The sequence below is a fragment of the Arthrobacter sp. TmtSoilC77 genome, assembly GCF_059739415.1.
Genome location: NZ_AP046050.1, coordinates 2986771 through 3012714 on the forward strand (window position 1 = coordinate 2986771; position 25944 = coordinate 3012714).

Consider the following 25944-nt stretch of genomic DNA (forward strand, 5'->3'; position numbering starts at 1 on the left):
CCTACGCGGAGCGGAGCGCCCTGTCACTCATGGAGCGGGATCCCCGTCCAACGGCCAGGGTGCCGGACTGCACGATTTCACGGATGCCGAACGGCTCGAGCACTGAGAGCAGTGCAGCGAGCTTCTCGGGGGTACCGGTTGCCTCGATCACCAACGAGTCTGTAGACACGTCGACGACGGCGGCACGGAACAGGTCTGCAGCTTGGGTTACCTGCAGGCGTGTCGCGGCATCCGCACGTACCTTGACCAGGATGTGGTCGCGTTGTACGGAAGATTCGGAAGTCAGCTCAACGATCTTAATCACGTTGATCAACTTGTTGAGCTGCTTGGTGACCTGCTCGATGAGGTCGCCGTCGGCATCGACGACGACCGTCATGCGGGACATTCCGGGAACCTCGGTGGGTCCCACAGCCAGTGAATTGATGTTGAACGCGCGCCGGGCGAAGAGGCTGGCTACGCGGGTCAGCACGCCGGGCTTGTCTTCGACCAGAACGGACAGTGTGTGGCGGCTCATGCCTAGTCCTCCTCTTCCCATTCCGGGGTCATATTGCGGGCAACCTGGATCTGGTCATTGCTGACACCTGCCGGCACCATCGGCCAGACCATCGAGTTGGGGCTGACGACAAAGTCGATCACGACCGGGCGGTCGTTGATTTCAAGTGCCTTCTGGATGGTGGCATCGATGTCTTCGTCCCGCTCACAACGCAGTGCGGCACAACCATAGGCGTCCGCCAGCTTGACGAAGTCCGGAATGCGGACGGTGTCGTGGCCGGTGTTCAGATCCGTGTTCGAGTAACGGCCTTCGTAGAACAGTGTCTGCCATTGGCGGACCATGCCCAGCGAGGAGTTGTTGATAATGGCGACCTTGATCGGGATGTTGTTGATGGCGCAGGTGGCCAGTTCCTGATTGGTCATCTGGAAGCAGCCGTCGCCGTCAATGGCCCAGACCACGCGGTCCGGCTCACCAACCTTGGCACCCATGGCTGCCGGAACCGAGTATCCCATGGTTCCGGCTCCACCGGAGTTCAGCCAGGCGTGGGGGCGCTCGTACTTGATGAACTGCGCAGCCCACATCTGGTGCTGGCCGACGCCGGCCACGTAGATACCCTCCGGACCTGTGAGCTCGCCGATGCGCTTGATCACGCGCTGCGGTGCCGTCAGTCCGTCCTCGGGTTCAGTCCAGCCCAGGGGGTAGGTGTCGCGCAGGTTGCCCAGGAACGCCCACCATGCATCCAGGTCCGGTGCACCGCTTTGCTCGAACTGCGTCTTCACGGCCTCGGTCAGTTCCGGAATGATCTCCTTCACCGAACCGACAATCGGGACATCGGCCGTCCGGTTCTTGGAGATTTCCGCGGGATCGATATCCGCGTGGATCACCTTGGCGAAGGGAGCGAACGTCTTCAGCACACCTGTAACGCGGTCATCGAACCGGGCACCGAGGGTAATGAGGAGGTCTGCCTGCTGCAGGGCGGTGACAGCAGATACGGAGCCGTGCATGCCCGGCATTCCAACATGGAGTGGATGCGAGTCAGGGAAGGCGCCGCGGGCCATCAGCGTGGTGACTACCGGCGCTCCGGTTGCCAACGCCAGCTCCATGAGTTCTGCAGAGGCGTGTCCCTTGACCACACCGCCACCCACGTAGAGAACAGGCTTGCTGGAGGCAGCGATCAGCTTGGCAGCTTCGCGAACTTGCTTGCTGTGGCCGCGGACCACAGGACGATAGCCCGGCAAGTCAACTTTCGGCGGCCAGGAGAAAGTCATCTGGCCTACCTGGGCGTCCTTGGCAATGTCAACCAGGACGGGTCCCGGGCGGCCCGTGGACGCGAGGTGGAAAGCTTCTGCCATGACATGCGGGATGTCGTTGGGGTCGGTCACCAGGAACGAGTGCTTGGTGATGGGCATGGTGATACCCACGATGTCCGCTTCCTGGAAGGCATCGGTGCCGATGACTCCGCTGGAAACCTGGCCGGTGATGGCCACCATCGGCACGGAATCCATGTGGGCGTCCATGATGGCGGTAACGAGGTTTGTGGCACCGGGTCCCGAGGTGGCGATGCAAACGCCAACCCGTCCGGTAACCATGGCGTAGCCTTGCGCGGCGTGGCCGGCTCCCTGTTCGTGACGGACCAGGATGTGATTCATGCTGGAGGCCATCAAGGGGTCGTAGGTGGGCAGGATCGCGCCACCGGGCAAACCGAAAATATCGTCCACGCCGAGTTCTTCGAGCGAACGGACAATTGCTTGCGAGCCGGTCATCACCGTTGGGGGTACAACGTTGTTCGGCCCAAGTACAGGAGAGAGAGGTGCAGCAGTGTCGACGACGACGGCCTCAGCCGTACGGTCGACCTTATCCGGAGCCTTTGGGGCTCCAGCGGACTTTGCAGCCATCAGCGAGGGGCTGATCGGCGATCCTTTGCTCATCGGACTCTTCCTTAGTGGATCTTCGATTGATGGGTCTTGCTTCGGGGAATAAAAAAACCCCTCAGCCTTCCGGCTTTTCGAGGGGTTGCGCGTGACAGTTCGTTACCAGTCGGGCTAAGCCACGCGCTTGGTAAGTACGACGACGCCGACGGTAACGAATGAGATCATGCGTTCAGTGTTCCCTCTAAGTGAGATACGTGTCAATTGACCACCATCGTATCTCACCATATGGACAGTGGTGTCCGCCTACCGGACTCCCCCGCCAAAGGGCCGGGAGTCCGGTACAGGCATCAGCCGCAGTAAGCTCCCGTGGACGCGCTGTGGACCAGCTTTGCATACTTGGCCAAAACGCCCTTCGTGAACTTCGCCGGCAGGGGCTCCCAGCCAACCTTGCGGGCTTCAAGCTCCGCCTCGTCCACCAGGAGGTCGAATGAACGTGCCGCAATGTCAACACGAATGCGGTCGCCGTCCTGGACGAAGGCGATGGGACCGCCGTCGACCGCTTCAGGCGCAACGTGGCCAATGCACAAACCGGTGGTACCGCCGGAGAAGCGGCCATCGGTCAGCAGCAGCACATCCTTGCCCAGTCCGGCGCCCTTGATGGCACCGGTGATCGCAAGCATTTCGCGCATGCCCGGACCACCCTTGGGGCCTTCATAGCGGATGACCACGACGTCGCCCTTGTGGATCTCACCGTTGTCCAGTGCGTTAAGGGCCCCTTGCTCGCGCTCGAAAACGCGTGCCGTGCCCTCAAAGACGTCGGCGTCGAAGCCGGCGCTCTTCACCACAGCCCCTTCCGGAGCCATGGTGCCGTGCAGGATGGTGATCCCACCGGTCTTGTGGATGGGGTTGTCCAGTGCCCGAAGGATCTTGCCGTCAAGGTCCGGCGGGTTGATCGAGGCGAGGTTCTCGGCGAGCGTCTTGCCCGTAACCGTAAGGCAGTCACCGTGCAGCAGCCCGGCGTCGAGAAGCGCTTTCATGATGACCGGCACGCCGCCGATCTTGTCCACATCAGTCATGACATAGCGGCCGAAAGGCTTTAGGTCCCCGAGGTGCGGGATCTTATCGCCGATGCGGTTGAAGTCATCCAGGGTCAGTTCAACCTCGGCTTCGCGGGCAATGGCGAGCAAGTGCAGGACTGCGTTGGTGGATCCGCCGAACGCCATGGTGACGGCGATGGCATTTTCGAACGCCTTCTTGGTCATGATGTCGCGTGCAGTGATTCCCAGGCGAAGCAGGTTCACCACGGCTTCGCCGGACTTGCGTGCAAAGTCATCGCGACGGCGGTCTGCCGATGGCGGGGCGGCCGAACCCGGGAGGGACATGCCCAGCGCCTCGCCAATGCATGCCATCGTATTGGCCGTGTACATACCGCCACAGGCGCCTTCGCCGGGACAAATGGCCTTTTCGATGCGGGTGAGGTCCTCCATGCTCATCTTGCCTGCTGCACAGGCGCCGACAGCCTCGAAGGCATCAATAAGCGTGACTTCCTTCTCCGAGCCGTCCTCGAGCTTGACCCATCCGGGCATGATCGATCCGGCATAGAGGAAGACGGAGGCGAGGTCCAGCCGGGCAGCAGCCATGAGCATGCCGGGAAGGGACTTGTCGCAACCAGCCAGGAGAACCGAGCCATCAATGCGCTCGGCCTGCATGACGGTTTCGACGGAGTCTGCAATGACCTCACGGGAAACGAGCGAGAAGTGCATGCCCTCGTGACCCATGGAAATACCGTCCGAGACGGAGATGGTGCCGAACTGCATAGGGAATCCACCACCGGCGTGGACGCCTTCCTTGGCGCCCTGCGCAAGACGGTTGAGGGAAAGGTTGCAGGGGGTTATTTCATTCCATGAGCTGGCGACACCAATTTGCGGTTTGGCGAAGTCGTCATCCCCCATCCCCACAGCACGGAACATGCCACGCGCGGGTGCGGCGTGAATTCCGTCGGTTACGACCCTGCTGCGGGGCTTGATGTCCGGTTTGGTATCTGTCGCAATTCGGGTGGCGTCGCTCATGGTCCAAAGTCTATGTGTCAGCGGAAGCGGCCCACGACGTATTCGACCCGGATTAAGCACGAAGAGAAGAATATTTCCTCGCCGCCGGCGGAAAACCGGCCATTTCCGTGAAGTCGCCAACTGCATCACAACCGAGGCTGGAAGGCCCCTAAACGCTGGACACCCCATTTGCAGCCACGTAACGTCGGAAATACCACTAACTGCACCCTGTGAGCAGAAGGGCCTCACCATGGACTGGTTGATTTGGGTCATTGTTATTGTGCTGATCGTTGCGATTGTTTGGTGGCTCCTGAGCCGCAACAACGCCAGGAATTCCTCAACTGCAGCATTGGGCACTGCCTCTGGAACCGCTGCCTCTGGAACCGCTGCCTCTGGAACCGGGGCTCCCGGACGGCCAGGCACTGCCCCACCCGCCGCAATGGAACCCAGCGACACGATGTCGATGCCCGATACAGCAGCGGCGGTGGCTGGCGTGGCGGGCCTGGCTGGGGTCACGAATATGGGGAAGGCAGCGGCTGAGGGCAGCGGCCCCGTCGAATCCAGTATGGAATCGCGCGTCGAATCCGAAGCCCACGCCGGACAGACGGTGGACGAACCTGTCGTTGAAACGCCTGAGCTCGACGAGCCAGTAGTCGATGAACCAGTGGTGGACACGGATGCACAGGTCACTGCCGGGGATGTCGATGACTGGGAGGCTGCCGGAACGCCGGCATCTGTACCCAGGGCGGACGAGCCCGCAGTTTCTGTGCCTGTAGCCCCTGAGCCGGCAGTTTCCGAACCATCCGTTTCTGAATCCCCCGTTTCCGCATCCCCTGAGGGAGTAACCGCGGATGATGTGACGCGCTCCGACGACGTGCCCAAGGTGGACGGGTCAGCTGCCAACGCCGCAGACGCCAACGCAGCCGATAAGGCTGAGTGGGAATCCTCGTGGACGGATGCAAGCGGCGCAGTGGTCCACCATCACGAATACACGGATCAACACTCGGCCACGCTGGCGGGAGCGGAAACCGCGGCTGCTGAAACCGACGACGACGATTCAACGGCAACAACGGGCCATCTCGCCGCCGAGCATCCCTACGGGGTTGGCTCTGCAGGAGCGGCGTCAGACGGCACTGGCCCCGAGGGCTACCCGGTGAAGGCCAACGCTACAACGATGACCTATCACGATGAAGATACCGCCGGCTACGCCGAAGCAACCGCGGATGTGTGGTTCGAATCCGCCGCGCATGCGGAAGCGGCCGGGTTCCGCCCTCCTCCGCGGAACAGGCACTGAGCGGAACAGTCGCTTAAGGGCACAGGCACTGAACGGAACAGGCACTGAGTGCTCCGCAGGTAACCGGACTCACTTCCGGGAATCGTTCGTGGGAGAGCGATATGGGCAGATATGCAGTAAATGCTGGCGACCAACCCGCCAACGGTTTCTGCCCGTTGGTGCCCACCCGGGCCGCAGTGCTGTTTCCGGCCGCTTTTTTACTGGCGGCCCTGCTGGCGGCTTGCACGGGTAGTCCGACGTCGCCAGGTTCCGCGGCCACCCCTGACGGCTCCATCAGTTCCAGTGTCCCCGTGTCGCCCGGGACGGGCTCCACCTCCGGGTTGGTGCCACCTGCTTTTCCACCAAAATTGGAGGTACAGCAAAAGCTCGACGCCGGCCTGCAGCTGCCGTGGTCCGTCGTCTTCCTGCCGGACGGCACAGCCATCGTGTCAGAACGCGATTCGGCCCAGGTCAAAAGCATTCGTGACGGCAGGACAACGACCATCGGTGAGGTTGCCGGCGTCGATCCTGGTGGCGAAGGTGGGCTTCTAGGCCTCGCCCTGTCTCCCGCATTCGCCAGTGACCGCTGGCTTTACGCCTATTTCACGTCAGCCACGGACAACCGGATCGCCAGAATGCGCTTGTCGGAAGAGCCGGGAGGCACTTTGAGGCTCGGCGACCCTGACGTGGTCTTTTCAGGCATATCAAAGGCTTCAACCCACAACGGCGGCCGGATCCGTTTTGGCCCTGACGGATTCCTCTATGTGGGCACCGGCGATTCGCAGCGCCGGGAACAACCCCAGGATACAAACGCCTTGGGCGGGAAGATCCTCCGGCTGACTGTCGACGGACACCCTGCTCCGGGCAACCCGTTCGGAGACAACCCCGTCTATAGCTACGGACACCGGAACGTGCAGGGTTTGGCATGGGACAGTGAGGGGAGGTTATGGGCCAGTGAGTTTGGTCCGGACGTGGACGACGAACTGAACCTGATTACCCCTGGCGGCAACTATGGCTGGCCCACAGTGACGGGAGCCCCGGGCCGCAGCGGGTTCATTGATGCCAAAGTTGTTTGGCCTTCAACCGCTGACGCGTCGCCCAGCGGATTGGAAATTGCCGACGGCGTGGCCTACACGGGCGCCCTTCGCGGCCAACGGCTTTGGGCCATCCCGCTCAACGGCGACAATGCGGGTTCACCTGTGGCTTACTTCACAGGGCAGTATGGTCGGCTAAGGGATGTCGCCAAGGCTCCCGACGGGAGCTTGTGGGTCCTCAGCAACAACAGAAACCCTGATTTTGCGCTGATTTTGAGGGCGTCTTCGTGAACCTACAACGCCCGGCGCCGCCGATTTCCCTCATCCGCCGAAGTCGTGTAGAGTTACATGTCGTTGCGGAGATCGCCGAGGGAACAAAAGCCCCCGGGTATGGTCGAAATCAACAGCTGCACCTCTAGCTCAACTGGCAGAGCAATTGACTCTTAATCAATGGGTTCCGGGTTCGAGTCCCGGGGGGTGCACCAAGGGAAGGCCTTGGAGTGATATTCACTCCAAGGCCTTTTTTCGTTGCTTTGTTGTGCTGGAACACCACTCTTCGTGGAATGCATCACGCCGGGGTAATTCTGGTTAGCAGCCCTCAAAAAGTGGTGTAGAGTTATCTGTCGTTGCGGACGTCACGGAGAATATGACTCCTTCGTTTTGACCGAAACAATAGCTGCACCTCTAGCTCAACTGGCAGAGCAATTGACTCTTAATCAATGGGTTCCGGGTTCGAGTCCCGGGGGGTGCACAGAATAGGAAGGGCTCCGGATCGTTGCTACGATCCGGAGCCTTTCCTGCTTTGGCTTTTCCTGCTTTCCCATGCCGGGAAATTCCTTACCGGCGTGGCTCAGGGGAATGAGTCAGCTTGACCTGGTCACGTTCGGGCGGGTCGGGTTCAAACCGGCGGGTTGGCGTCCCCCACCGAACGGTCAAGCGCGGGTATTCCGGCGAGGCCACGGACGACGATCTTGAGTTCGTCGCGCAGCCTGGCGGTGTCGACCTCAACCAGGGCCAGCACGTCCTGCTCAAGCCGCACAGCTTCGGCCAAAGCTGCAGAACCGGCGTCCGTGAGCGTCACAACGTGGCTGCGGCGATCCGAGTCGCTGCGCTGGCGGCTGACATGCCCGTGCAGCTCAAGCCGTGCAAGAGTAGTGCCCATGGTCTGCGCCTTGACCCTGGCAACTTCAGCCAAAGCAGCCTGCGTAATGGGCCCTTTCGCAGCAAGGACTTCCATGGCGATCACGCCGGCATGCGTCAGTCCGATGTTCTTCAATTTTTCATTCCATGAGATTTCCACGAGTCGCGCAGCTGTTGAAAGCAATCGCGTGGTGGGCCATCTCTCCATATCTGGCATGCCGCCAGTATATGCGTGTGGAAGCTGTCGCCGTTGCTTCCGGCCACTAAGCTGGGGAGTCGCGAACGTTAGCAAGGAGCAAATTATGGCGGAACGTCTTATTCCCGGTGATGTAGCCCCGGACTTCACTCTTCAAGACCAAGATGGCAACAACGTCAGTCTTTCCGACTTCCGTGGACGGAAAGTCATTGTCTACTTTTATCCGGCAGCATCCACCCCCGGCTGCACCAAGGAGGCCTGTGATTTCCGGGACAACCTCGCGTCCCTCCAGACTTCGGGTTATGAAGTAGTGGGAGTCTCTCCAGATCCGGTGAAAGCACTGGCCAAGTTTGCGGGGGAAGAACAGCTGACGTTCCGCATACTCTCGGACGCAGAGCATTCGGTGGCCGATGCCTACGGCGCCTGGGGCGAGAAAAAGAATTATGGCCGCACCTACATGGGCCTCATCCGTTCCACGATCGTGGTGGATCCGGACGGAAAGGTCCAGCTGGCCCAGTACAACGTCAGAGCCACAGGGCACGTCGCCAAGCTTCGCCGCGACCTCAAACTCGACAAGTAGCGGGTACACTGGAGGCCGGAAGAAGGCTCCGGTCAGCCCACAGGGCAGTCCAGTGGCCAGCCAGCGCGAGTGGTGAAATTGGCAGACACGCAGGATTTAGGTTCCTGTGCCTTCGGGCGTGGGGGTTCAAGTCCCCCCTTGCGCACAGCAGAGGTAACAACACAGCAGTTGGAGCAACACGACAGCAACACAGTGGTGAAGAACCACGGATTCTGAAACGCCCCCGGTTCGCTGAACATTTCATTCGGACCGGGGGTGTTCTTTCCTCAAGCAGACGGGGACCATGCCCGCAACACGCCTGAACCGGCACCGGGGGCGTTCAACTAGACTGGAATGCGGTCTGGCCGAAGCCGGCCACAGCACTTCCGACCGGCTTGAGGGGACAAGAGTGGCAAGCAGCAAGATACGGCGGCTGGGAATACTGTTCACGGCAGTCCTCGTGATTTTGGGACTGGCATCATGTACCGGAACGCCTGGGCCTGCAGCGTCGTCATCGGCAAGCAGCACGGCAGCTGCGGAGCCGACGGCTACGTTTAATTTCGGTACGGCATCCATGCCGTTGGGCCTCGACCCTGCAATGACAGCAGATTCGGAGTCATACCGCGTGACCCGCCAGGTCCTTGAGGGACTTGTAGGCGTCGACGGCACCACGGGGCAGACTACTGCCCTCCTCGCCACGGAATGGAAAGACAGCAACAACGGGCTGAGCTACGACTTCAAGCTGCGTGAAAAAGTAACCTTCCATGATGGAACGCCGTTTGATGCCGCTGCCGTTTGCGCCAACTTCAACCGCTGGTTTACGTTTCCCGCCGACCTGAGGAAGCAAGCGCCCGGGATCTCATTCCAAGGCGTCTTCAAGGCCTATTCGGACGAGCCCGTGTTTTCGATCTTCAAGGACTGCAAGGTTGTTTCCGCCAGCAACGTCCAGATCAACCTCACCCGGCCCTTTACAGGTTTCCTGCAGGCCCTGACGCTTCCCGCCTTTGCCATATCCTCCCCCGCCGCTTTGGAAGGACAGAAGGCCAACGTCCTGGACAAGGCGCAAAATGGCCAGGCGATGTCCGCCTACGCCAGCCATCCGGTGGGGACAGGCCCTTACGCATTCACTGCCTGGGACGAACACAAGATCACGTTGACCAGCTATAAGGGCTACTGGGGCAACAGGGGCCAAATCGCCGTAATCAACTTCATTCCTTACGACCACGCCGAAACGCGCCAGCAAGCGCTCCTGGACGGCAAGATCGACGCCTACGATCTGGTGACATCCGGAACCTTTGATCAACTGGTCAAAAAGGGTGTCCAGATCATCCAGCGTGACCCGTTCTCGGTGATGTACCTCGGCATGAACCAGGCGGTTGCACCCTTGGACAAGCTGGAAGTCCGCCAAGCCATCGAGATGGCTATTGACAAGGAATCGCTCATCCGCAGGTTCTTCATAGACAACACGGCACAAGCTTCTCAATTTGTTCCCCCGAAGCTCAGCGGTTTCAACAACAATGCCCCGTCGCTGGGATACAACCCGGAGAAGGCGAAGGAGCTGCTGGAGAAGGCCGGGTACAAAGGCGAGGAACTGAAGTTCTACTATCCGCTCAACGCCACACGGGCCTACATGCCCACCCCGGAGAAGATCTACGCCGAGATCAGCCGCCAGCTCGTCGCCGTAGGCATCAATATCAAGCCGGTTCCCGTGGACTGGGAGGATGGCTATCTCCAAAAGGTGCAGTCCCCTGGCGATCACGCCCTGCACCTCCTGGGCTGGAATGGCTCCTATGCGGACGCTGACAACTTCCTGGGCCCGCTTTTCGGAGAGGCCAGGGGTGAGTTCGGATATACGGATTCGGAAGTTTTCCACAAGATCGAGCGGGCCCGCGCCCTGCCCGATGGCGATGAGCGCAATACCCAGTACCAGTCCATCAACGCCGAGATAGCGGCCTCCGTACCGGCCGTGCCCATAGCATTCCCCATCTCTGCGCTTGCCCTGTCCGACAAGGTGGAAAGCTATCCCGCTTCACCTGTCCTCAACGAAGTTTTCACAAACGTCCGCTTAAAGCCTTGACGATTCCCTGTAATTTCAGTATTGCGTCTGCCCGGGGATATTCTGTGACAGCCAGTGCCGCCGCTAACGGAGATTGATCGTGACCTTCATTTCCAAGACTCAACATGCCGACGTCGTCCTTATTGGCGGCGGAATCATGAGTGCCACCCTTGGTGCGTTCATCAAGCAACTCGAACCCACCTGGACCATCTCCCTCTTTGAACGACTCGAAGAAGCGGGACTCGAAAGCTCCGGACCATGGAACAACGCCGGCACCGGACATGCTGCGCTGTGTGAGCTTAACTACTCCCCCGCGGCCAAAGACGGCTCCGTGGATCCTTCCAAGGCCATCCACATCAATGAGCAGTTCCAACTTTCGCGCCAGTTCTGGTCCCATCTAGTGGACAGCAATGTCATTGGCTCCCCCAAGGGCTTCATCAACACTGTTCCGCACATGAGCTTCGTCATCGGCGACGATCACGCGAACTTCCTGAAGACCCGGTACGAGGCCCTCAAGCCCAACACGCTGTTCCGCAGCATGGAATACACCGAGGACCAGGACAAGATCGCCAAGTGGGCACCCCTGATCGTCAAGGGCCGGGACCGCAAGCAGCGCGTTGCAGCCACCCGCGCGGCGGAAGGCACCGACGTCGATTTCGGCGCCCTGACCCGTGAACTGACCGGCTACCTGCGGGCCACCGGGGCTGAGGTCAACTTTGGCCACGACGTCACCAACATCCATCGTGCATCAGGCGGCGGTTGGGATCTTTCCCTCAAACACCCCAAATCTGGTGAGCACGGCCGCATCCACGCCAAGTTCGTCTTCGTGGGCGCCGGTGGTGGCGCACTGCACCTGCTTCAAGCCTCGGGCATCCCGGAAAGCAAAGGCTATGGCGGATTCCCCGTCTCCGGCCAGTTCTTCCGCTGCACGGACGAGTCCATCACCTCCCAGCACAGCGCCAAGGTATATGGCCAGGCGTCCGTTGGCGCCCCACCCATGTCCGTCCCCCACCTGGATACCCGGTTTGTTGAGGGCAAGCGTTCACTCCTCTTTGGGCCGTACGCTGGTTTCTCCACGAACTTCCTGAAGACCTCCAGCTACCTGGACCTCCCGCTGTCCATCCGCCCGGGGAATATCATTCCGATGCTGGCGGTGGCCAAGGACAATATGGACCTCACTGCTTACCTCATCAAAGAGGTAGCCAAGCGCCACGAGGCGAAGGTGGAGTCCTTGCGTGAGTACTATCCCGAGGCCGTTGGCGCTGATTGGGAGCTGATCACTGCAGGCCAGCGCGTCCAGATCATCAAGAAGCACCCGCAAAAGGGCGGCATACTGCAGTTCGGTACTGAAGTCATCGCGTCCCGCGATGGTTCAATCGGCGCCCTTCTGGGTGCGTCTCCGGGAGCTTCCACGGCTGTTCCGATCATGATTGAGCTGCTGCAGAAGACGTTCCCCAAGAACTTCAAGGGTTGGCAGTCCAAGCTCAAGGACATGATGCCGGGCTATGGCGTGAAGCTTAACGAGAACCCGGAGCTTGCCGCCGAGCTTGAGGCAAGCACTGCACGGTCGCTGCAACTGGAAGTAGCCAACGCCCTTCAGAGCTAGGCCGGCCGGGGCTGCGGCCGGGTTCCCGTCAGCCGAATTATTCCGTAGATCTCAGGAGACTATGCAATGTTCCGCCTGGCCACGTTGTCCCTGGGAAACCGTGCCCTGATCGCGCTGATCACCGTGTTTGCGGCGGTGTTCGGCGTGATCACCATGGGCTCGCTCAAGCAGGAACTTATTCCGTCGATCGAGTTCCCGCAGATCACCGTCATTACCTCCATGCCGGGCGCTTCTCCCGAAGTGGTGGACAAGCAGCTGAGCAGGCCCCTTGAGACGGCCCTGAACAGCGTCGAGGGACTTGAGTCCACTACCGCCACATCCCGCAATGGTGTTTCGCAGATCACCATGGTGTTCACGTACGGCTCCAACCTTGACCGTGCACGGAACCAGATCGACCGCGCGATATCCAACGCCAAACGCGTGCTTCCGGCCGACGTCGAACCTCAATCCATTGCCGGCAACATCAGTGACTTTCCGATCGTGTTCCTGGCTGTCTCCTCTGACAAACCACTCAGCGAACTCAATGCCGACCTCCAGCGCTTGAGCGTTCCCCGACTGCAAAAAATCGACGGCGTACGCGGCGCCGATCTGACTGGCGGCTCCAAGCAGCACATCCTGATCCAGCCCCGCCCTGCCGACCTTGCGGCGAAGGGTGCGTCCATCCAGTCGATCAGCAGCGCACTGAAGAACAACGGCGCTCTGGTTCCTGTGGGCACCCTAGAGGACCAGGGCAAAACCCTGTCACTGCAGCTGGGCAGCCCGGTTGATTCCCTTGACGTCATTAAGGGCTTGCCGATATCCGGCGCCAAGGATTCCGCCACCATCGGAACAGTGGCTGATGTCAGCATCGAGGACGATGCCGCCACGTCCATCACGCGCACGAATGGCAAGCCAACGCTGGCGCTGTCAGTCACCAAGAAGCCCGAAGGCGACACTGTGGCGATTTCGCACGCGGTGCGGGACGCACTTGCGCCGATGGAAGCAGAGTTGGGGAACAACGCTGCCTTCACGCCAGTCTTCGACCAGGCTCCCTTCATAGAGAAGTCCATCAAGGACCTCACCACCGAAGGGCTCCTTGGCCTGGGATTTGCCGTCGCTGTCATCCTTGTCTTCCTCATGTCCGTGCGGTCCACGCTGGTTACCGCAGTGTCGATCCCGCTTTCCCTCTTAATTACGTTCATCGGCATTTCCGCCACGGGCTACTCGTTGAACATCCTTACTCTCGGTGCGCTTACCATCGCCATTGGCCGTGTGGTTGATGATTCGATCGTGGTGATCGAGAACATCAAGCGGCACTTAAGTTATGGCGAGCACAAGCTGGCCGCCATCCTGACCTCCATCCGGGAAGTTGCCGGCGCTATCACTGCGTCCACCCTGACCACAGTGGCTGTCTTCCTGCCCATCGCCTTCGTGGGCGACCTCGCGGGCGAGTTGTTCCGGCCCTTTGCCCTGACGGTAACCATCGCCCTGTTGTCATCCCTGCTGGTTTCCCTCACGATCGTTCCAGTCCTGGCTTACTGGTTCCTTCCTTCGCCCCGCCAGGATGCCGAAGCATCAATCACGCGCAACGAGGCTGCTGCGAAGGCCCGGGAGGCCGAGCAGCGCAGCCGGCTCCAGCGGGGTTACTTGCCTATCCTCGCGAAGACCCAGAAGCACCCCGTCCTTACTTTGTCCGCGGCGGCCTTGGTGCTGGTGGCGACGGTCGCGGTATCGCCGCTGCTTGCCACGGACCTGCTGGGGAGATCCGGCGAGAACAGCATGACAGTGCGCCAGGTCCTTCCCGCAGGAACGAGCCTGGAGGCCACCAGCGCTGAAGCCACCAAGGTGGAGGATATGCTCCGGGGCATGGAGGGCATCAAGGACGTCCAGGTGACGTCCGGTAACGCCCAGTCGGGCTTCGCCGCGCTAACGTCAACGGGCTCCTCCAACTCGACCTTCACGATCGTTACGGACGAGAAAGCGAACCAGAAGAAGCTTCAGGATGATGTCCGCTCCAAGCTCCAGGGTGCAGCGGGCAAGATCAGTGTGGGTTCCCAGCAGGGCGGATTTGGCACATCATCGACGGTGGACATCACCATCAAGGCCGCCAATTCCGCTGATCTCCAATCTGCAAGTGACACCATGGTCAAGGCGATGCAGGACGTACCCGGCAGCACCGAGGTGTCTACCAACCTCGCCGCGAACCAGTCCGTGGTCCAAGTGCGCGTGGATCGTGCGAAGGCAGTGGCCGCCGGTCTGACGGAGGAGCAGGTGGGGGCTTTCCTGGCGTCGACCGTCAGCCCGGTTCCGGCAGGTACGGTACGCATCGAGACCAACGACTACCCCGTCCAGATTGGAAAGGGAACGCGCTTTACCAGCATCGTGGCGGTACGCGCACTGCCACTTCCGACGCCGCGTGGTCCTGTGGCGCTGGAAAGTATCGCGACCGTGGAACAAGTCGATACGCCGGTGTCCATCACCAGCAGCAACGGCCAGCGGACCGCGAAGGTGACGGTGACGCCGTCGGGGTCCAACCTTGGCAGCGTCAGCACGGAGGTTCAGAAGCGGTTGGCGTCCGTTGACTTGCCTGCCGGCGTCACTGCCGCGATCGGTGGTGCCACGACGCAGCAGGCAGAGTCCTTCCGGCAACTTGGCCTGGCTCTCCTGGCCGCGATCGCGATCGTCTACGTGATCATGGTGGCTGCCTTCAAATCGTTGGTGCAGCCGCTGATCCTCCTGGTTTCTGTCCCCTTCGCCGCGACAGGCGCTGTGGGCTTGCTGTTGGCTACGGGCGTTCCGCTGGGGTTGCCATCGCTGATTGGCATGCTGATGCTTGTTGGCATCGTGGTCACCAACGCAATCGTGCTGATCGACCTCATCAACCAGTACCGCAAACCACACAACGGCACGCCGGGCATGAACGTGGCTGATGCCATTACCCTCGGTGCCCGTCAGCGCCTGCGTCCCATCCTGATGACGGCGTTGGCGACGGTGTTCGCGCTGACTCCGATGGCCCTGGGCCTCACTGGTGGCGGTGGTTTCATTTCGCAGCCGCTGGCAATCGTCGTGATCGGTGGCCTGGTGTCCTCGACGGCGCTAACACTCATCCTGGTCCCCGTCCTTTACAAGCTGGTGGAGGGACGCCGGGAGAAAAAACAACTCCTGAAGCAATTGCAACACCGTCCCGAAGTCACACCCGGTCCTGGAAACGGCGGGAACGGCAAAGACGACTTCGCCGATTGGACCACTGGAATGGTGCCCCGCGTTACGGGACGCCGGGCGGCAAACAACCCCGCGGAGTAGCGCCGCATCACAGCCAACAGGGCCGGGAACAATTCCCGGCCCTGTCCTGTTACAGGCAGTGATACATGCAAATGCATCTAGTTTGGGATACACTGTTTACAGAGCCCGGGACCACGGGCAGGGAGAAAGGCACATCATGCAGATCGGCGTATTCAGCGTCAGTGACATCACCACTGACCCCACCACGGGCCGCACGCCCACGGAGAACGAACGCATCAAGGCCTCGGTTGCCATCGCCAAAAAGGTTGAAGAAATCGGCATGGATGTCTATGCCATTGGCGAGCACCACAACCGGCCCTTCTTCTCATCCTCCCCCACCACCACCCTGGCCTACATCGCAGCCCAGACCGAGCGCATTACCTTGTCCACGGCCACAACCCTGATCACCACGAATGACCCGGTCAAGATCGCCGAGGACTTCGCGATGCTGCAGCATCTCTCCGATGGCCGGGTAGATCTGGTGCTTGGGCGCGGGAACACAGCTCCTGTATACCCCTGGTTCGGAAAGAACATCCAGGACGGGATCGAGCTCGCGATCGAAAACTACAGCCTGCTCCGCAAGTTGTGGGATGAGGATACGGTCAATTGGTCGGGCAAGTTCCGCACACCACTGCAGAACTTCACGTCCACACCGCGCCCCTTGGACGGCGTTGCCCCCTTCGTGTGGCACGGATCAATCCGCACGCCGCAGATCGCCGAAGTAGCTGCCTACTATGGCGACGGCTTCTTCGCCAACAACATCTTCTGGCCCAAGGAGCACTACCAGCAGTTGATCGGCCTCTACCGCGAGCGCTACGAGCACTATGGGTACGGCACGGCCGACCAGGCAATCGTGGGATTGGGCGGCCAGTTCTTCATGAGGAAGAATTCCCAGGACGCCGTCAAGGAGTTCCGTCCGTACTTCGACAACGCACCGGTGTACGGCCACGGCCCTTCCTTGGAGGACTTCACCTCACAGACTCCCCTGACCGTGGGCAGTCCGCAGGAAGTCATCGAGAAGACGCTCACCTTCCGTGAGTTCTTTGGCGACTACCAGCGGCAGTTGTTCCTGATCGATCATGCAGGTTTGCCCCTGAAGACCGTACTGGAGCAGCTTGACCTCTTCGGCGAGGAAGTCCTTCCCGTGCTCCGCAAGGAATATGCTGCCTCGAAGCCGGCCAACGTGCCGGACGCGCCGACGCATGCTTCCCGCGTTGCTGCCGCCATGGAGGCCAGCGTCAACGAGTCTGCTCCAGCTGGAGCCCCGGGTCAGGAGGCCTGATGTCCAGCCCTTCGGCGTCATCCGCCGTTCGCCTCGCCGCCGAGACCTGGGAGTCGCTGTTCCGCTCCCAGGTGGCGGTGATGCGGAAACTTCAATCAGGTCCGGCGTTCAAATCGCTGCCCGTCAAGGAGTACGACGTCCTGTTCACGCTCTCGCGATGCCCTTCGGGCCAGCTGCGGTTGAACGAGATCAATGACAAAGTGCTGCTGAGCCAGTCCAGCCTGAGCCGTTTGGTGGACCGTCTGGAGAAGCGCGGTTTGGTGGAACGGACAACAGCGCCCGACGACGGCCGTGGAGTGCTGCTGTCCCTGACCGAATCAGGCAGCGAGCTGCAAAAAGCAATTGGCCGGGAACACGTGCGTGATATTGCGCAACTCGTGGGGCCGGCGCTGACTGTGGAGGAGCAGCGCGAGCTGTTGCGGCTGACGGAGAAGCTGCGGGCCTCGGTGGCAGGACACCAGGGGACGCACGGGTAAGCCTGCCACCCTCCGCCATCCCGCGCAGGTTAATTTCAGCGCAGGTTATCTCAGCGCAGGCGGATGAGCTGCCGTGGATCCTCCATTGGGAGCTCACCGTTGACTGATGCGCTGACTTTGAGGGTCTTCAGCGACAGGCTGCCACCTACAGTGGACAAGAAGGCTGTGTCTGAAGAATCCCGTCCTGCCGTAATGCGAAGCATGGACCCGCGGGGCGCCAGCCCCGTGGGATCGATGATGTGCCATTCATTCTCGATGTAGGCCTCTGCCACAGCGTGGAAGTCCATGGGGCTCAGACCAGGCGCGTACACAGCCGCGAGGCGGGCGGGAACATCCTTGGACCTCAACAGGGCGATGGCCAGATGGGCGAAGTCACGGCATACACCCCGGCGGTGGAGAAGCGTCTCCACCGCCCCGTCGGTTCCTCGTGAGGACCCACTGACGTACCGCAGCTCTCCGTTGACCCAATCGCGGACAGCGTGGAGCAGTTCGGCCCCGCCAAGGCTGCCGAACTCGGCGTAAGAGGTGGGCAGCAACCGATCAGATTCGGCGTAGCGGCTCGGCCGGACGTACCGGATGAGTTCCATCGGAGAGGGTGTGTCGCATTCTGCGAAGCCATGGACCGTTGCCTGATAGTCAACCGTCACTTCGCTGGGCTCCGCGAATTCCATATATTGGAAGCGGCCCCCGTGATGGTCGCTGAGTTCAGCGAAAGGAATCTCGTTCCCATCCAGAGTGATGGAGAGTGTTTCCGTCACTGACTCGTACCCCGGATTGTTGGCCACGGCGATGGCCATGGCCACTTTCGTGTTGGCTACAGTCTTGAAAACGAGCTTGGCAGCAACGTTGCGTTCCATTGATCTCCGGGGTGGGTTGCGGCGGGACAGCCCCCGATGTCGCCGTTGTGTGGATCAGCCAACCGCAGGACTACAGATTGACCTTCAGAGACAGTAGCATCCGTTGGACGTTCGCGAATTCAGAATCGTGGGCGACGTACTTCGCGGCCAGGTCCAAGGTGTCAAAAGTCTTTGCGGGGGCTACTTTTTCATCGGCGGCGAAGGCATGGACCGCCGTGACATCCCCGAAAGAGTAGTCGCCCTTGCCGGCAGGCCCCTGAACACGGTTCCTCAGTTCGCAGGCATGCCCGTCGGCGCCAGCCACCATGTTGGTGATGCCATAGGATCCGAAGAATTTGTAGCCCTGGATCACGCGGAAAACGACGTGGGGATCAATGGTGTCCGGACCATCGGAGTGCGGAACATCCAGCGGCACACTGCTGATAACAACGTAGGGATGGCTTTGGCCCGCGGGGCAAGAGATTGGACCTGCAGGAGGCAGACCTGTCTGCAGGGTCGCGATGTATCGGCCCCCGCCATCTTTGACTTCGACCTTCAGGGCACCGGGCAATGAGCCGGATTGAGCCGTGACCGACTGGGCAATCCAATCGCCGGGGAGTTCGAAGCTGATTTTTTTGGCGGGATCCGTGTAGGTCTTCCAGGTCAACGCCGTGGCTGCCGGGCTCGGGTCAGAGCTGGTTGCAGCACTTGAGCCGGGTGTCGCGGACGGCGGGTTGGAGACGGCGTCTCCTGGCGGCGTCGTGCTTTTCGACCCGGAGCCTTGGGACGGGAGGCCTGACTCTGAACCATTGGGATGGGAGCCGGAGGTCTGGGAAACCTGTGGCCCCTTGTTTTCAGTGGAACAGGCCGCGGTAGTTGTCAGCAGGACAGCACCCAGTACCAATGCGCCGAACCGAAGCTTCGCCGTCATGCCGTTCGGGTGGGGAGTGCCGTTCATGCGCACAGCTTATCGGCGGGGAAGGCCCGACACGGGATTTGACGGCGTACTAGGCTGAAGACATGGCTCCCGATCAGCACGACGCATTCGAGGACAACATGCCCGCCATGTCCGCCGTTGACGTTGCGGACTGGCGGCTTCGGACCTTCGCCCTCTATGACCAAGTGCGGCAGCTGGCGGCTACGGATCCGTTCGATGCACACAACTATTGGCGCCAGGAGCGGGACCGGATGTTTGCTACCCATCCCGCATCCGCCCTGACAGCAGAGATGAAAGCATCCTTCTCCGGGCTGCGTACGGCCGACTACGATCCCGCCTTCCGGATGTACGTTCCGCTGTCGCCGGAGGGAACGGGACAGGAAATGAATGTTCAGACAGGGACCGACGGCGTAGTTCCGTTTGTGAGGATTGGAACCTTTGAGTTGCCAGGGCTCGGGTCCCTGGCCGTTTGGCGGCTGCGAAGCTATGGGGGCGGCATCTTCGTGCCTTTGCGCGACGCTACTGCCGGCAAAGAGGGTGGAAGCTACGGCGCCGGAAGATACCTTTTGGACACCGTGAAGGGCGCTTACCACGGTGTCCGCCGGATCGATGAACGGCAGGAGTTCATCGTGGACTTAAACTTCGCCTACAACCCGTCCTGCGCCTATAACGAAGCCTGGGCGTGCCCCCTTGCCGGACCGGCCAACCGGCTCGCAGCGGAGGTACCAGTGGGTGAACTGTATTTGGGAGAAGGCTAACGCCTCCCGAAGCCAGCCGCCGTGCGGGCCGACACTGCAGCGCCTGGGAAGGACGGGGTCAGCGTCACGGAACCGTAAGTTTTGGGAACTGTGGGCCGGACCGTAAAAGCCTAGCCTTGGAGCATGAACAGAATTGGGCGGATGATCCGTGGCCACAGGGGCCTTGCCACCGTGGTGGGCGTGGCGGTCGTGGTCCTGGTCATCGTTGGGGCCGCGCTGTTCCAGCCCTGGCGGCTGTTTACGAGCAGCAGCGTGAACGAGGCCCTGCCTTGGGATCCTCCTTCATCAACATCGGCGTCTCCTTCTAATGCACCGACGTCCGATGCACTGACTTCCGATGCACTGACTTCCGACGCACAGGGCAGTGGCTCCCCTGCCCCCAACACCTCTGCCTCCACGCCAGCAGTCAAGACGGAACCTGTGGTGCTGGGCTTCGGCAATTTCCAATCCCAGGAGCATCAGACTTCCGGTACTGCACAGCTCCTGGAACTGCCCGATGGCTCCCGTGTGCTGAGGTTGGAAAACCTGGCCAGCAGCGACGGGCCGGACGTCAAGGTCTGGCTTAGCAGCCTTGAAGCAGGAGGCGATTGGTACAAGTACCGCTCGGGTCGGTATGTGGACCTCGGCCCCATCAAGGCCACGCACGGCAACCAGAACTACGTCATCCCATCCGGAGTGGACGTCTCAGGCCTGTCATCGGTGGTGCTCTGGTGTGACCGTTTCAGCGTCGCTTTCGGATCGGCGCAGCTTGCCTGACCCGTTGCGGGCCACGTCTGCGCCTGGTCTTAGGGCGTAAAGCGGGCCCCACAACAGATTGCAGGACGTAGGATGTCATCATGACTTTCCGCCTTCCCCGTCGCATCGCCCGCGTCCGCCCCTTGGATTCACAGGATCCCAACGAGCAATTCTTCGTTGCCAACGACGCCCATGACTTCGAATCCGAAGCGGGGACGAACTGGATTGTTATCGATTCGCCCTTCGAGGCATCACGGGCAAACGCGAGTAGCCCCACGCGGCTCGGTTGGGAACCGGGGACGGGGGTGAACGAGGGTTCTTTCACTTTCCTCGCACCCTCAGTGCCGGCCAACGTCTTTGGCATGGCCCACAACACCGGGCAGGCTGGCAGGGACCTTCAACCACAGGCATTTCACAAGGCCGCCTCCAGCGTGATCGGCCCCGGCGAAGCGATCCAGCTGAGTTCGAACGTTGGTCATGTTGACCCGGAAGCCGAACTGACGGTCGTCGTCGGACGTACAGCGCGGGGCCTGACGCTGGAAACGGCGGGGTCGGCAATCCTCGGCTACACCATCGGGAACGATGTCTCCGCACGCGACCTCCAAAAGACCGATGAACTCTGGATCAGCGCGAAGAGCCAGGACACCTTTACGCCTGCAGGTCCGTGGATCGTCACCGACCTCGACGCCGCAGATCTTTCCATCGGGATCGTCCACAATGGCACCGCGCTCAAAACCGCAAGCTCGGCGGACCTCGGCTGGAAAGTGGACGAAATCATGGTCTATCTGACCTCGTTCATGACCATCCACCCCGGCGACCTGGTCCTGACTGGCTTCCCCGCCGAATGCGCGCGCATTCAGCCAGGTGACACCGTGGTGTGCCGGGTGGAAGGAATTGGGGAGCTCGCCAACCCCGTCACCACCGCTTCCTGGGAGGGTGTGCCCGCATAGTGTGTCAGGCTTAACCTCATGGAGACAGCCGCAGACGCCACCGAACTGCGCCCGCCTCCCTTACAAAAGCCCCCAGGAAGAGGCATCGCGGCCTTCTCAAGTACCCCGTGGTGCGGCAACTGCTTCGATTCACCGGCGTCGGAATTCTCTGCACAGCAAGTTCGCTTGCCCTCTACGCGCTGCTGCGTCCCTGGATTGACCCCCAGCTCGCCAACGCCGTGGCGTTGATCGTGACCTCGATCATGAACACAGCGCTCAACCGCAGGCTGACCTTCAAGATCAGCGGCAGCAGGAAACGCGGCCAGGACCACATGCATGGGTTGATCGTCATAGGCATTGCCTTGGTCATCACTGGAGGGAGCCTGGGCATCCTGCATCTCGTCCATCCCGAGGCTGCTGTCAGCGAAGAACTCTGGACCACGACGCTCTCCGGCTTCGTTGCCACAGGCGTCCGGTTCACGCTCTTGAGGCATTGGATTTTCCGCCGCGCCCGCCACGTGTAACTAGCCCGGTTGCGGTGTTGCCAGGTTCCGGACACGCCCGACGGCGGTTTCCACGGCTCCGGCAGCTTGCTCGAGTTCGGCTTCGGTAACAGTTGAGGGAAAGCTGAAGCGCACGGCTGTTTGTGCTATCTCCGGGACCATGCCCAACGCCAAGAGTACTGGCGACGGGGCGTCCGATCCCGCCGCGCAGGCGGAACCACTGGAGCAAACCACGCCAAGGCGTTCCAGCTCAAGCAGGACTGATTCGCCGCTGGTTCCAGGGAAGCAGAACGAGGCGATCGATGGCAGCCTCCGGCTTCGATGCCCTGTCAGTATGGCGCCCGGGACGGTTTGGAGGACCTGCGCGACGAACCGCTCCCTCAGCTCTGAAACCCGGGCCGCCAACTCCGGCTGCTCGCGTAGGCTCAACGTCAGTGCCGTGGACAATGCCACGGCCCCGGCTACATTCTCCGTTCCGGATCTCTTTCCCCGCTCCTGGCCTCCCCCATGAACCAACGGCTCCACGCGCATCCGCCCCTTCGTGAACAGGACACCGGATCCCTTGGGCGCGCCCAGCTTGTGGCCGGAAAGGCTCAGCGCATCCACGCCCAGGGCCTTGACGTCCACGCTCAGCCAGCCGGCCGCTTGGACGGCATCAGTGTGGAAGGGGATGCCCATCCCGTGGGCTGCGGCAGCGAGGTCCGCGACGGGCTGGACCGTACCGATCTCGTTGTTCGCATACATGATGCTCACCAAGGCTGTCTCCGGCCGGAGGACGGCCCGGAGCGCGTCCACTGAGACGAGTCCGTCCGTGTCCACCGGCACCACGTCCACCGTGAAGCCATGCACGCGTTCGAGGTAGCGGGCGGACTCCTCCACGGCAGGATGCTCGATTGCGCTTATCACTACCCGTTTCAGCGAGGGATCGGCTGCATGCCGGGCCAGTGCGATTCCCTTGACAGCCAGGTTGTCAGCCTCCGTGCCGCCCGAGGTGAAGGTCACCTCGCCCGCGCGGCAATTAAGCACCTTCGCGACGGCGGACCTCGCCTCTGCGAGCGCAGTGGCGGCCGCTTCACCCAGGCTGTGATGGCTGGATGGGTTGCCAAACCCGCCACTGAGGTACGGCCACATGGCTTCGAGTACTTCGCGCCGGACCGGCGTGGTGGCTGCAGCGTCCAGGAAGATCATGGAAGTCAGACTGCTTTCGGCTCTGCATCAGTCCGCAGCTCAATGTCCAGCCCGAGGTCCAGTGCCGAAACACTGTGCGTCAGCCCGCCGATCGAGATGACATCCACGCCTGTCTCGGCGATCTCTGCCACTGTGTTGAGGTTGACGTTTCCGCTGGCTTCCACGTTTGCCCGTCCGTCTACCTGTTTGACGCCTGCCCGGAGTTCATCGATGGAAAAGTTGTCCAGCATGATGGTGTCCACTCCCGCGGCCAGGACGGGTTCGATCTGGTCTGCCCGGTCAACTTCAACTTCAAAGTGAGTTGTGTGTCCCAGCTGGGCTTTGGCGGCTGCGAGCAGTTCAGTGAGTTTCGCGGAGTCTCCTCCGGTCATGACAGCCAAGTGGTTGTCCTTTGCCAGGACGGCATCCGAGAGGCTGTAGCGATGGTTCGCTCCCCCGCCGCAGCGCACGGCATAGCGTTCCAGGACACGCAAACCGGGCGTGGTTTTACGGGTGTCCGTGATCCGGGCGCGCGTTCCTTCAACCAACCTGACGAATTCTGCGGTCTTGGTGGCAATGGCGCTCATGCGCTGCACCAGGTTGAGTCCGACGCGTTCTGCCAACAATACCGATCGTGCACTGCCGGTGACCCGCGCGAGGTGGGTTCCGGCGTCGAACGCTTCACCGTCGGCGAGCAGCAATTCCACTTCGGTGTCCGGGTCAACGAGCTTCATGGCGTCGCGGAAGACCGTTCCACCGCTGAAGACGCCCGGGACGCGGGCGTTCAGGACCGCCGTGGCACGCGCGCCGGCGGGGATCAGCAGTTGCGAGGTGATGTCGCCGCTGGGTGCGTCCTCCGCGAAGGCCCGCTCCAGGATGTCCCGTACAGGTGCTGCGGGGAGGGTCAGGTTGGTCATGGAGGTCAGGTCAGTCATTGACGAGGCTCGCTTTCCGGCTCATGGTGTAACGCTTGTCAAAATCCTCGACGGCGGCTGGTTCCTTGACGCCGTCACTGCGGTAGTGCGCCCCCAGCGATTCCCGCCGCTCCCGGGCCGCATGGACGAGCAACTGTGCCGCCAGGAGCAAGTTGGAGTCCTCATGCTCCCGGGGATCAAGGGAATCAGGCACCTCCAGGGGAACAACTTCGCCCTCCCAGGAACCCAAAACTCTAGCGGCCTCTGCCAGCAACCCACCGGTACGCAGCACGCCGGCCTTGGCAGTCATCAGCCGGCGAAGTGCCTGCCGCGAAAACACCCCCGCGTGCCCAAAGGACGTCTCACGAGCACCCGGACCCGGCAAAGACTCAAACTCCCAAGAAATAGGAACCGGGATAGCATCCATTTCGAAAACCGAAGTGACAGGCGAGGCCGGAGGCCCCGACAGCGCCGTTGTCGCGTGGGAGCCGGCGTCTTCTTGGTCGGCTGGCGGGGACCCGGCAGCGTGCGTAAAAGCGAGGCCGCCCGCGGCCGAGTTAGCACGCAGAGGGACTCCGTTAGTCGACCCCAAGAACGCTTCAACAGCACGCCGCCCGAACACGAGCCCTTCGAGCAAAGAGTTACTGGCCAGCCTGTTGGCGCCTTGGACTCCGGTGCAGGCAACCTCGCCCGCGGCGAGCAAGCCCGGCACAGATGTGCGGCCGTAGAGGTCGGTCACCACACCACCCATCCAGTAGTGGGCCGCGGGTGCTACGGGGACAAGTTGCCGGGTCCAGTCGACACCGGCTTGGCGGGTCCGCTTGCTGAGGGTGGGGAAGCGCGTGGCCAGGAAGCCCTGGCCACGCTGTTCTTCGATCACGGTGGCGTCGAGGAACACGTGGCCGTTGGGGTCGCCGAGTTGGGCCAGGTGAAGGGCGATGCTGCGGGAGACGACGTCCCTGGGCGCGAGTTCCGCATCAGGGTGATAGCCGGGCATGAACCGGTGTCCACCGGCATCGACCAGGATGGCCCCTTCCCCCCGCACTGCTTCGGAGATCAGCAGGGGTTCGTTGTTCCCGTCTGCCTCCCTGGCCTCGGCCGGTATCACCATGCATGTTGGGTGGAACTGGAAGAACTCAAGGTCTGCAACGGCGCCTCCGGCACGCCATGCGAGCGCAAGGCCGTCGGCGGTGGCCACGGAGGGATTTGTGGTCTGCGCAAACAGTTGGCCTGCTCCTCCGGTGGCCAGGAGTACGGCGTCTGCCTGGAGGCCGAGCTCTTGCCCGTCGTGGATGAAGCTGCACCCCATAACGCGGGCGCCATCCAGCGAAAGCGAGGTGACCTGCGCGTGTCCGATCACCGTGATCCGTCCAGCCGCCTGTGCATCCAGCACGGCGCGGATCAGCGCTGCGGCCACCCCGGCACCGGTTGCGTCGCCGCCGGCGTGCAGGATGCGCGGAGCTGAGTGGGCGGCCTCGAGGCCCAAGGCGGGGTCGCCGTCGTCGTCGAGGTCGAACTGCACGCCGAACCGTCCCAGTCCCGCGATGTCCAACCGCGCCTCAGTGCACAACACCCGCACCGCCTCTTCGTTGCAGTGGCCTGCCCCTGCCTTGAGGGTGTCGGCGATGTGCGCAGCCACCGTGTCACCGGGAGCTGGCTCGTCCAACACGGCGGAGATCCCGCCCTGGGCGTAGTAGGTGTTGCTGTCCGCGAGCGCACCCTTGGTCAGCAGCACCACTTCGGCTCCGGCTTCGGCGGCCAGCAAGGCTGAATATAGCCCCGCGATGCCGCTTCCGACGACGATCAGCCGCTTGGGCGTGGGCCCTTCAGCAACGCTTCCTGAGGTCATGTGAGGCTCGATTCGGATCGT

General features: G+C 61.7%; 21 protein-coding genes and 3 tRNA genes. 15 read left to right on the forward strand and 9 right to left on the reverse strand.

The window, feature by feature from the left end:
• Position 1 precedes the first annotated feature (1 nt).
• The 3 genes from ilvN to ilvD all read right to left on the reverse strand — a co-directional run bounded on the left by ilvN (position 2) and on the right by ilvD (position 4433).
• The gene (gene ilvN / locus AC6I99_RS13750) at positions 2-514 is read right to left on the reverse strand and encodes an acetolactate synthase small subunit (RefSeq protein ID WP_216923893.1); all 513 of its coding nucleotides are present in this window, start codon (positions 512-514) and stop codon (positions 2-4) included.
• A gap of 2 nt (positions 515-516) precedes the next feature.
• Positions 517-2421 (reverse strand): acetolactate synthase large subunit, encoded by a 1905-nt coding sequence (locus AC6I99_RS13755; RefSeq protein WP_224090848.1) that lies wholly within the window; start codon positions 2419-2421, stop codon positions 517-519.
• A 290-nt stretch (positions 2422-2711) separates the two neighbouring features.
• Positions 2712-4433, reverse strand: a complete 1722-nt coding sequence (gene ilvD, locus AC6I99_RS13760; protein ID WP_224090849.1) for a dihydroxy-acid dehydratase — start codon at positions 4431-4433, stop codon at positions 2712-2714.
• A 229-nt stretch (positions 4434-4662) separates the two neighbouring features.
• Here ilvD and AC6I99_RS13765 point away from each other — a divergent pair, with 229 nt between their 5' ends.
• The 4 genes from AC6I99_RS13765 to AC6I99_RS13780 all read left to right on the forward strand — a co-directional run bounded on the left by AC6I99_RS13765 (position 4663) and on the right by AC6I99_RS13780 (position 7470).
• Entirely contained in the window at positions 4663-5706 is a 1044-nt protein-coding gene (locus tag AC6I99_RS13765) for a sunset domain-containing protein (RefSeq protein WP_497961114.1), read from the forward strand.
• A gap of 101 nt (positions 5707-5807) precedes the next feature.
• Positions 5808-7010, forward strand: a complete 1203-nt coding sequence (locus AC6I99_RS13770; RefSeq protein ID WP_497961115.1) for a PQQ-dependent sugar dehydrogenase — start codon at positions 5808-5810, stop codon at positions 7008-7010.
• Between the two features lie 118 nt (positions 7011-7128).
• A tRNA-Lys gene (locus AC6I99_RS13775) sits at positions 7129-7204 on the forward strand.
• A 193-nt stretch (positions 7205-7397) separates the two neighbouring features.
• Positions 7398-7470, forward strand: a tRNA-Lys gene (locus AC6I99_RS13780).
• A 147-nt stretch (positions 7471-7617) separates the two neighbouring features.
• On the opposite strand, the gene AC6I99_RS13785 is transcribed toward AC6I99_RS13780, so the two are convergent.
• On the reverse strand, positions 7618-8076 hold the full coding sequence (locus tag AC6I99_RS13785; protein WP_224164613.1) for a MarR family winged helix-turn-helix transcriptional regulator: 459 nt from the start codon (positions 8074-8076) through the stop codon (positions 7618-7620).
• 85 nt (positions 8077-8161) lie between these two features.
• Between AC6I99_RS13785 and bcp the strand changes: the two genes are divergently transcribed.
• From bcp to AC6I99_RS13820, 7 genes are all read left to right on the forward strand, one after another.
• Positions 8162-8635, forward strand: coding sequence for a thioredoxin-dependent thiol peroxidase (gene bcp, locus AC6I99_RS13790; RefSeq protein WP_224090853.1), 474 nt, complete (start codon positions 8162-8164; stop codon positions 8633-8635).
• Positions 8636-8698: 63 nt separating this feature from the next.
• A tRNA-Leu gene (locus tag AC6I99_RS13795) sits at positions 8699-8780 on the forward strand.
• Between the two features lie 243 nt (positions 8781-9023).
• Positions 9024-10691, forward strand: coding sequence for an ABC transporter substrate-binding protein (locus AC6I99_RS13800; RefSeq protein ID WP_497961116.1), 1668 nt, complete (start codon positions 9024-9026; stop codon positions 10689-10691).
• Between the two features lie 79 nt (positions 10692-10770).
• A complete protein-coding gene (locus AC6I99_RS13805) occupies positions 10771-12276 on the forward strand; it encodes a malate:quinone oxidoreductase (protein ID WP_224090858.1) in 1506 nt (501 codons plus the stop codon).
• Between the two features lie 66 nt (positions 12277-12342).
• The gene (locus AC6I99_RS13810) at positions 12343-15558 is read left to right on the forward strand and encodes an efflux RND transporter permease subunit (protein ID WP_497961117.1); all 3216 of its coding nucleotides are present in this window, start codon (positions 12343-12345) and stop codon (positions 15556-15558) included.
• A gap of 136 nt (positions 15559-15694) precedes the next feature.
• On the forward strand, positions 15695-16819 hold the full coding sequence (locus AC6I99_RS13815; protein ID WP_497961118.1) for an LLM class flavin-dependent oxidoreductase: 1125 nt from the start codon (positions 15695-15697) through the stop codon (positions 16817-16819).
• Complete coding sequence (locus AC6I99_RS13820) at positions 16819-17295, forward strand: MarR family winged helix-turn-helix transcriptional regulator (protein ID WP_497961119.1); 477 nt, start codon at positions 16819-16821, stop codon at positions 17293-17295. The genes AC6I99_RS13815 and AC6I99_RS13820 overlap by 1 nt, the downstream gene beginning before the upstream one ends.
• A gap of 50 nt (positions 17296-17345) precedes the next feature.
• On the opposite strand, the gene AC6I99_RS13825 is transcribed toward AC6I99_RS13820, so the two are convergent.
• A complete protein-coding gene (locus AC6I99_RS13825) occupies positions 17346-18152 on the reverse strand; it encodes a transglutaminase-like domain-containing protein (RefSeq protein ID WP_497961120.1) in 807 nt (268 codons plus the stop codon).
• 70 nt (positions 18153-18222) lie between these two features.
• Complete coding sequence (locus tag AC6I99_RS13830; RefSeq protein ID WP_497961121.1) at positions 18223-19089, reverse strand: hypothetical protein; 867 nt, start codon at positions 19087-19089, stop codon at positions 18223-18225.
• Between the two features lie 62 nt (positions 19090-19151).
• Between AC6I99_RS13830 and AC6I99_RS13835 the strand changes: the two genes are divergently transcribed.
• From AC6I99_RS13835 to AC6I99_RS13850, 4 genes are all read left to right on the forward strand, one after another.
• Positions 19152-19826, forward strand: a complete 675-nt coding sequence (locus tag AC6I99_RS13835; RefSeq protein WP_224090863.1) for a DUF1684 domain-containing protein — start codon at positions 19152-19154, stop codon at positions 19824-19826.
• A 123-nt stretch (positions 19827-19949) separates the two neighbouring features.
• Complete coding sequence (locus AC6I99_RS13840; RefSeq protein WP_497961122.1) at positions 19950-20582, forward strand: DM13 domain-containing protein; 633 nt, start codon at positions 19950-19952, stop codon at positions 20580-20582.
• Between the two features lie 80 nt (positions 20583-20662).
• Positions 20663-21511, forward strand: a complete 849-nt coding sequence (locus AC6I99_RS13845; RefSeq protein ID WP_497961123.1) for a fumarylacetoacetate hydrolase family protein — start codon at positions 20663-20665, stop codon at positions 21509-21511.
• Positions 21512-21618: 107 nt separating this feature from the next.
• On the forward strand, positions 21619-22014 hold the full coding sequence (locus AC6I99_RS13850) for a GtrA family protein (protein WP_497961124.1): 396 nt from the start codon (positions 21619-21621) through the stop codon (positions 22012-22014).
• Here AC6I99_RS13850 and AC6I99_RS13855 read toward each other — a convergent pair whose 3' ends face one another.
• From AC6I99_RS13855 to AC6I99_RS13865, 3 genes are read right to left on the reverse strand one after another with little or no spacing between them, the layout of a single operon-like run.
• Positions 22015-23181 carry a cysteine desulfurase family protein gene (locus tag AC6I99_RS13855; RefSeq protein WP_224090870.1) on the reverse strand — a complete coding sequence of 389 codons (1167 nt, stop codon included), beginning with the start codon at positions 23179-23181 and terminating at the stop codon, positions 22015-22017. It lies immediately after the preceding gene.
• 5 nt (positions 23182-23186) lie between these two features.
• Positions 23187-24077 (reverse strand): carboxylating nicotinate-nucleotide diphosphorylase, encoded by an 891-nt coding sequence (nadC, locus tag AC6I99_RS13860; RefSeq protein ID WP_497961974.1) that lies wholly within the window; start codon positions 24075-24077, stop codon positions 23187-23189.
• A gap of 10 nt (positions 24078-24087) precedes the next feature.
• Positions 24088-25923 carry an L-aspartate oxidase gene (locus AC6I99_RS13865; protein WP_497961125.1) on the reverse strand — a complete coding sequence of 612 codons (1836 nt, stop codon included), beginning with the start codon at positions 25921-25923 and terminating at the stop codon, positions 24088-24090.
• Positions 25924-25944: the final 21 nt, after the last annotated feature.

Bases quoted from the DNA above. Each gene is read 5' to 3' on its own strand.
- ilvN (WP_216923893.1), bottom strand. From the start codon at position 514: ATGAGCCGCCACACACTGTCCGTTCTGGTCGAAGACAAGCCCGGCGTG.
- AC6I99_RS13755 (WP_224090848.1), bottom strand. From the start codon at position 2,421: ATGAGCAAAGGATCGCCGATCAGCCCCTCGCTGATGGCTGCAAAGTCC.
- ilvD (WP_224090849.1), bottom strand. From the start codon at position 4,433: ATGAGCGACGCCACCCGAATTGCGACAGATACCAAACCGGACATCAAG.
- AC6I99_RS13765 (WP_497961114.1), top strand. From the start codon at position 4,663: ATGGACTGGTTGATTTGGGTCATTGTTATTGTGCTGATCGTTGCGATT.
- AC6I99_RS13770 (WP_497961115.1), top strand. From the start codon at position 5,808: ATGGGCAGATATGCAGTAAATGCTGGCGACCAACCCGCCAACGGTTTC.
- AC6I99_RS13785 (WP_224164613.1), bottom strand. From the start codon at position 8,076: ATGCCAGATATGGAGAGATGGCCCACCACGCGATTGCTTTCAACAGCT.
- bcp (WP_224090853.1), top strand. From the start codon at position 8,162: ATGGCGGAACGTCTTATTCCCGGTGATGTAGCCCCGGACTTCACTCTT.
- AC6I99_RS13810 (WP_497961117.1), top strand. From the start codon at position 12,343: ATGTTCCGCCTGGCCACGTTGTCCCTGGGAAACCGTGCCCTGATCGCG.
- AC6I99_RS13815 (WP_497961118.1), top strand. From the start codon at position 15,695: ATGCAGATCGGCGTATTCAGCGTCAGTGACATCACCACTGACCCCACC.
- AC6I99_RS13820 (WP_497961119.1), top strand. From the start codon at position 16,819: ATGTCCAGCCCTTCGGCGTCATCCGCCGTTCGCCTCGCCGCCGAGACC.
- AC6I99_RS13825 (WP_497961120.1), bottom strand. From the start codon at position 18,152: ATGGAACGCAACGTTGCTGCCAAGCTCGTTTTCAAGACTGTAGCCAAC.
- AC6I99_RS13830 (WP_497961121.1), bottom strand. From the start codon at position 19,089: ATGAACGGCACTCCCCACCCGAACGGCATGACGGCGAAGCTTCGGTTC.
- AC6I99_RS13835 (WP_224090863.1), top strand. From the start codon at position 19,152: ATGGCTCCCGATCAGCACGACGCATTCGAGGACAACATGCCCGCCATG.
- AC6I99_RS13840 (WP_497961122.1), top strand. From the start codon at position 19,950: ATGAACAGAATTGGGCGGATGATCCGTGGCCACAGGGGCCTTGCCACC.
- AC6I99_RS13845 (WP_497961123.1), top strand. From the start codon at position 20,663: ATGACTTTCCGCCTTCCCCGTCGCATCGCCCGCGTCCGCCCCTTGGAT.
- AC6I99_RS13855 (WP_224090870.1), bottom strand. From the start codon at position 23,181: ATGATCTTCCTGGACGCTGCAGCCACCACGCCGGTCCGGCGCGAAGTA.
- nadC (WP_497961974.1), bottom strand. From the start codon at position 24,077: ATGACCAACCTGACCCTCCCCGCAGCACCTGTACGGGACATCCTGGAG.
- AC6I99_RS13865 (WP_497961125.1), bottom strand. From the start codon at position 25,923: ATGACCTCAGGAAGCGTTGCTGAAGGGCCCACGCCCAAGCGGCTGATC.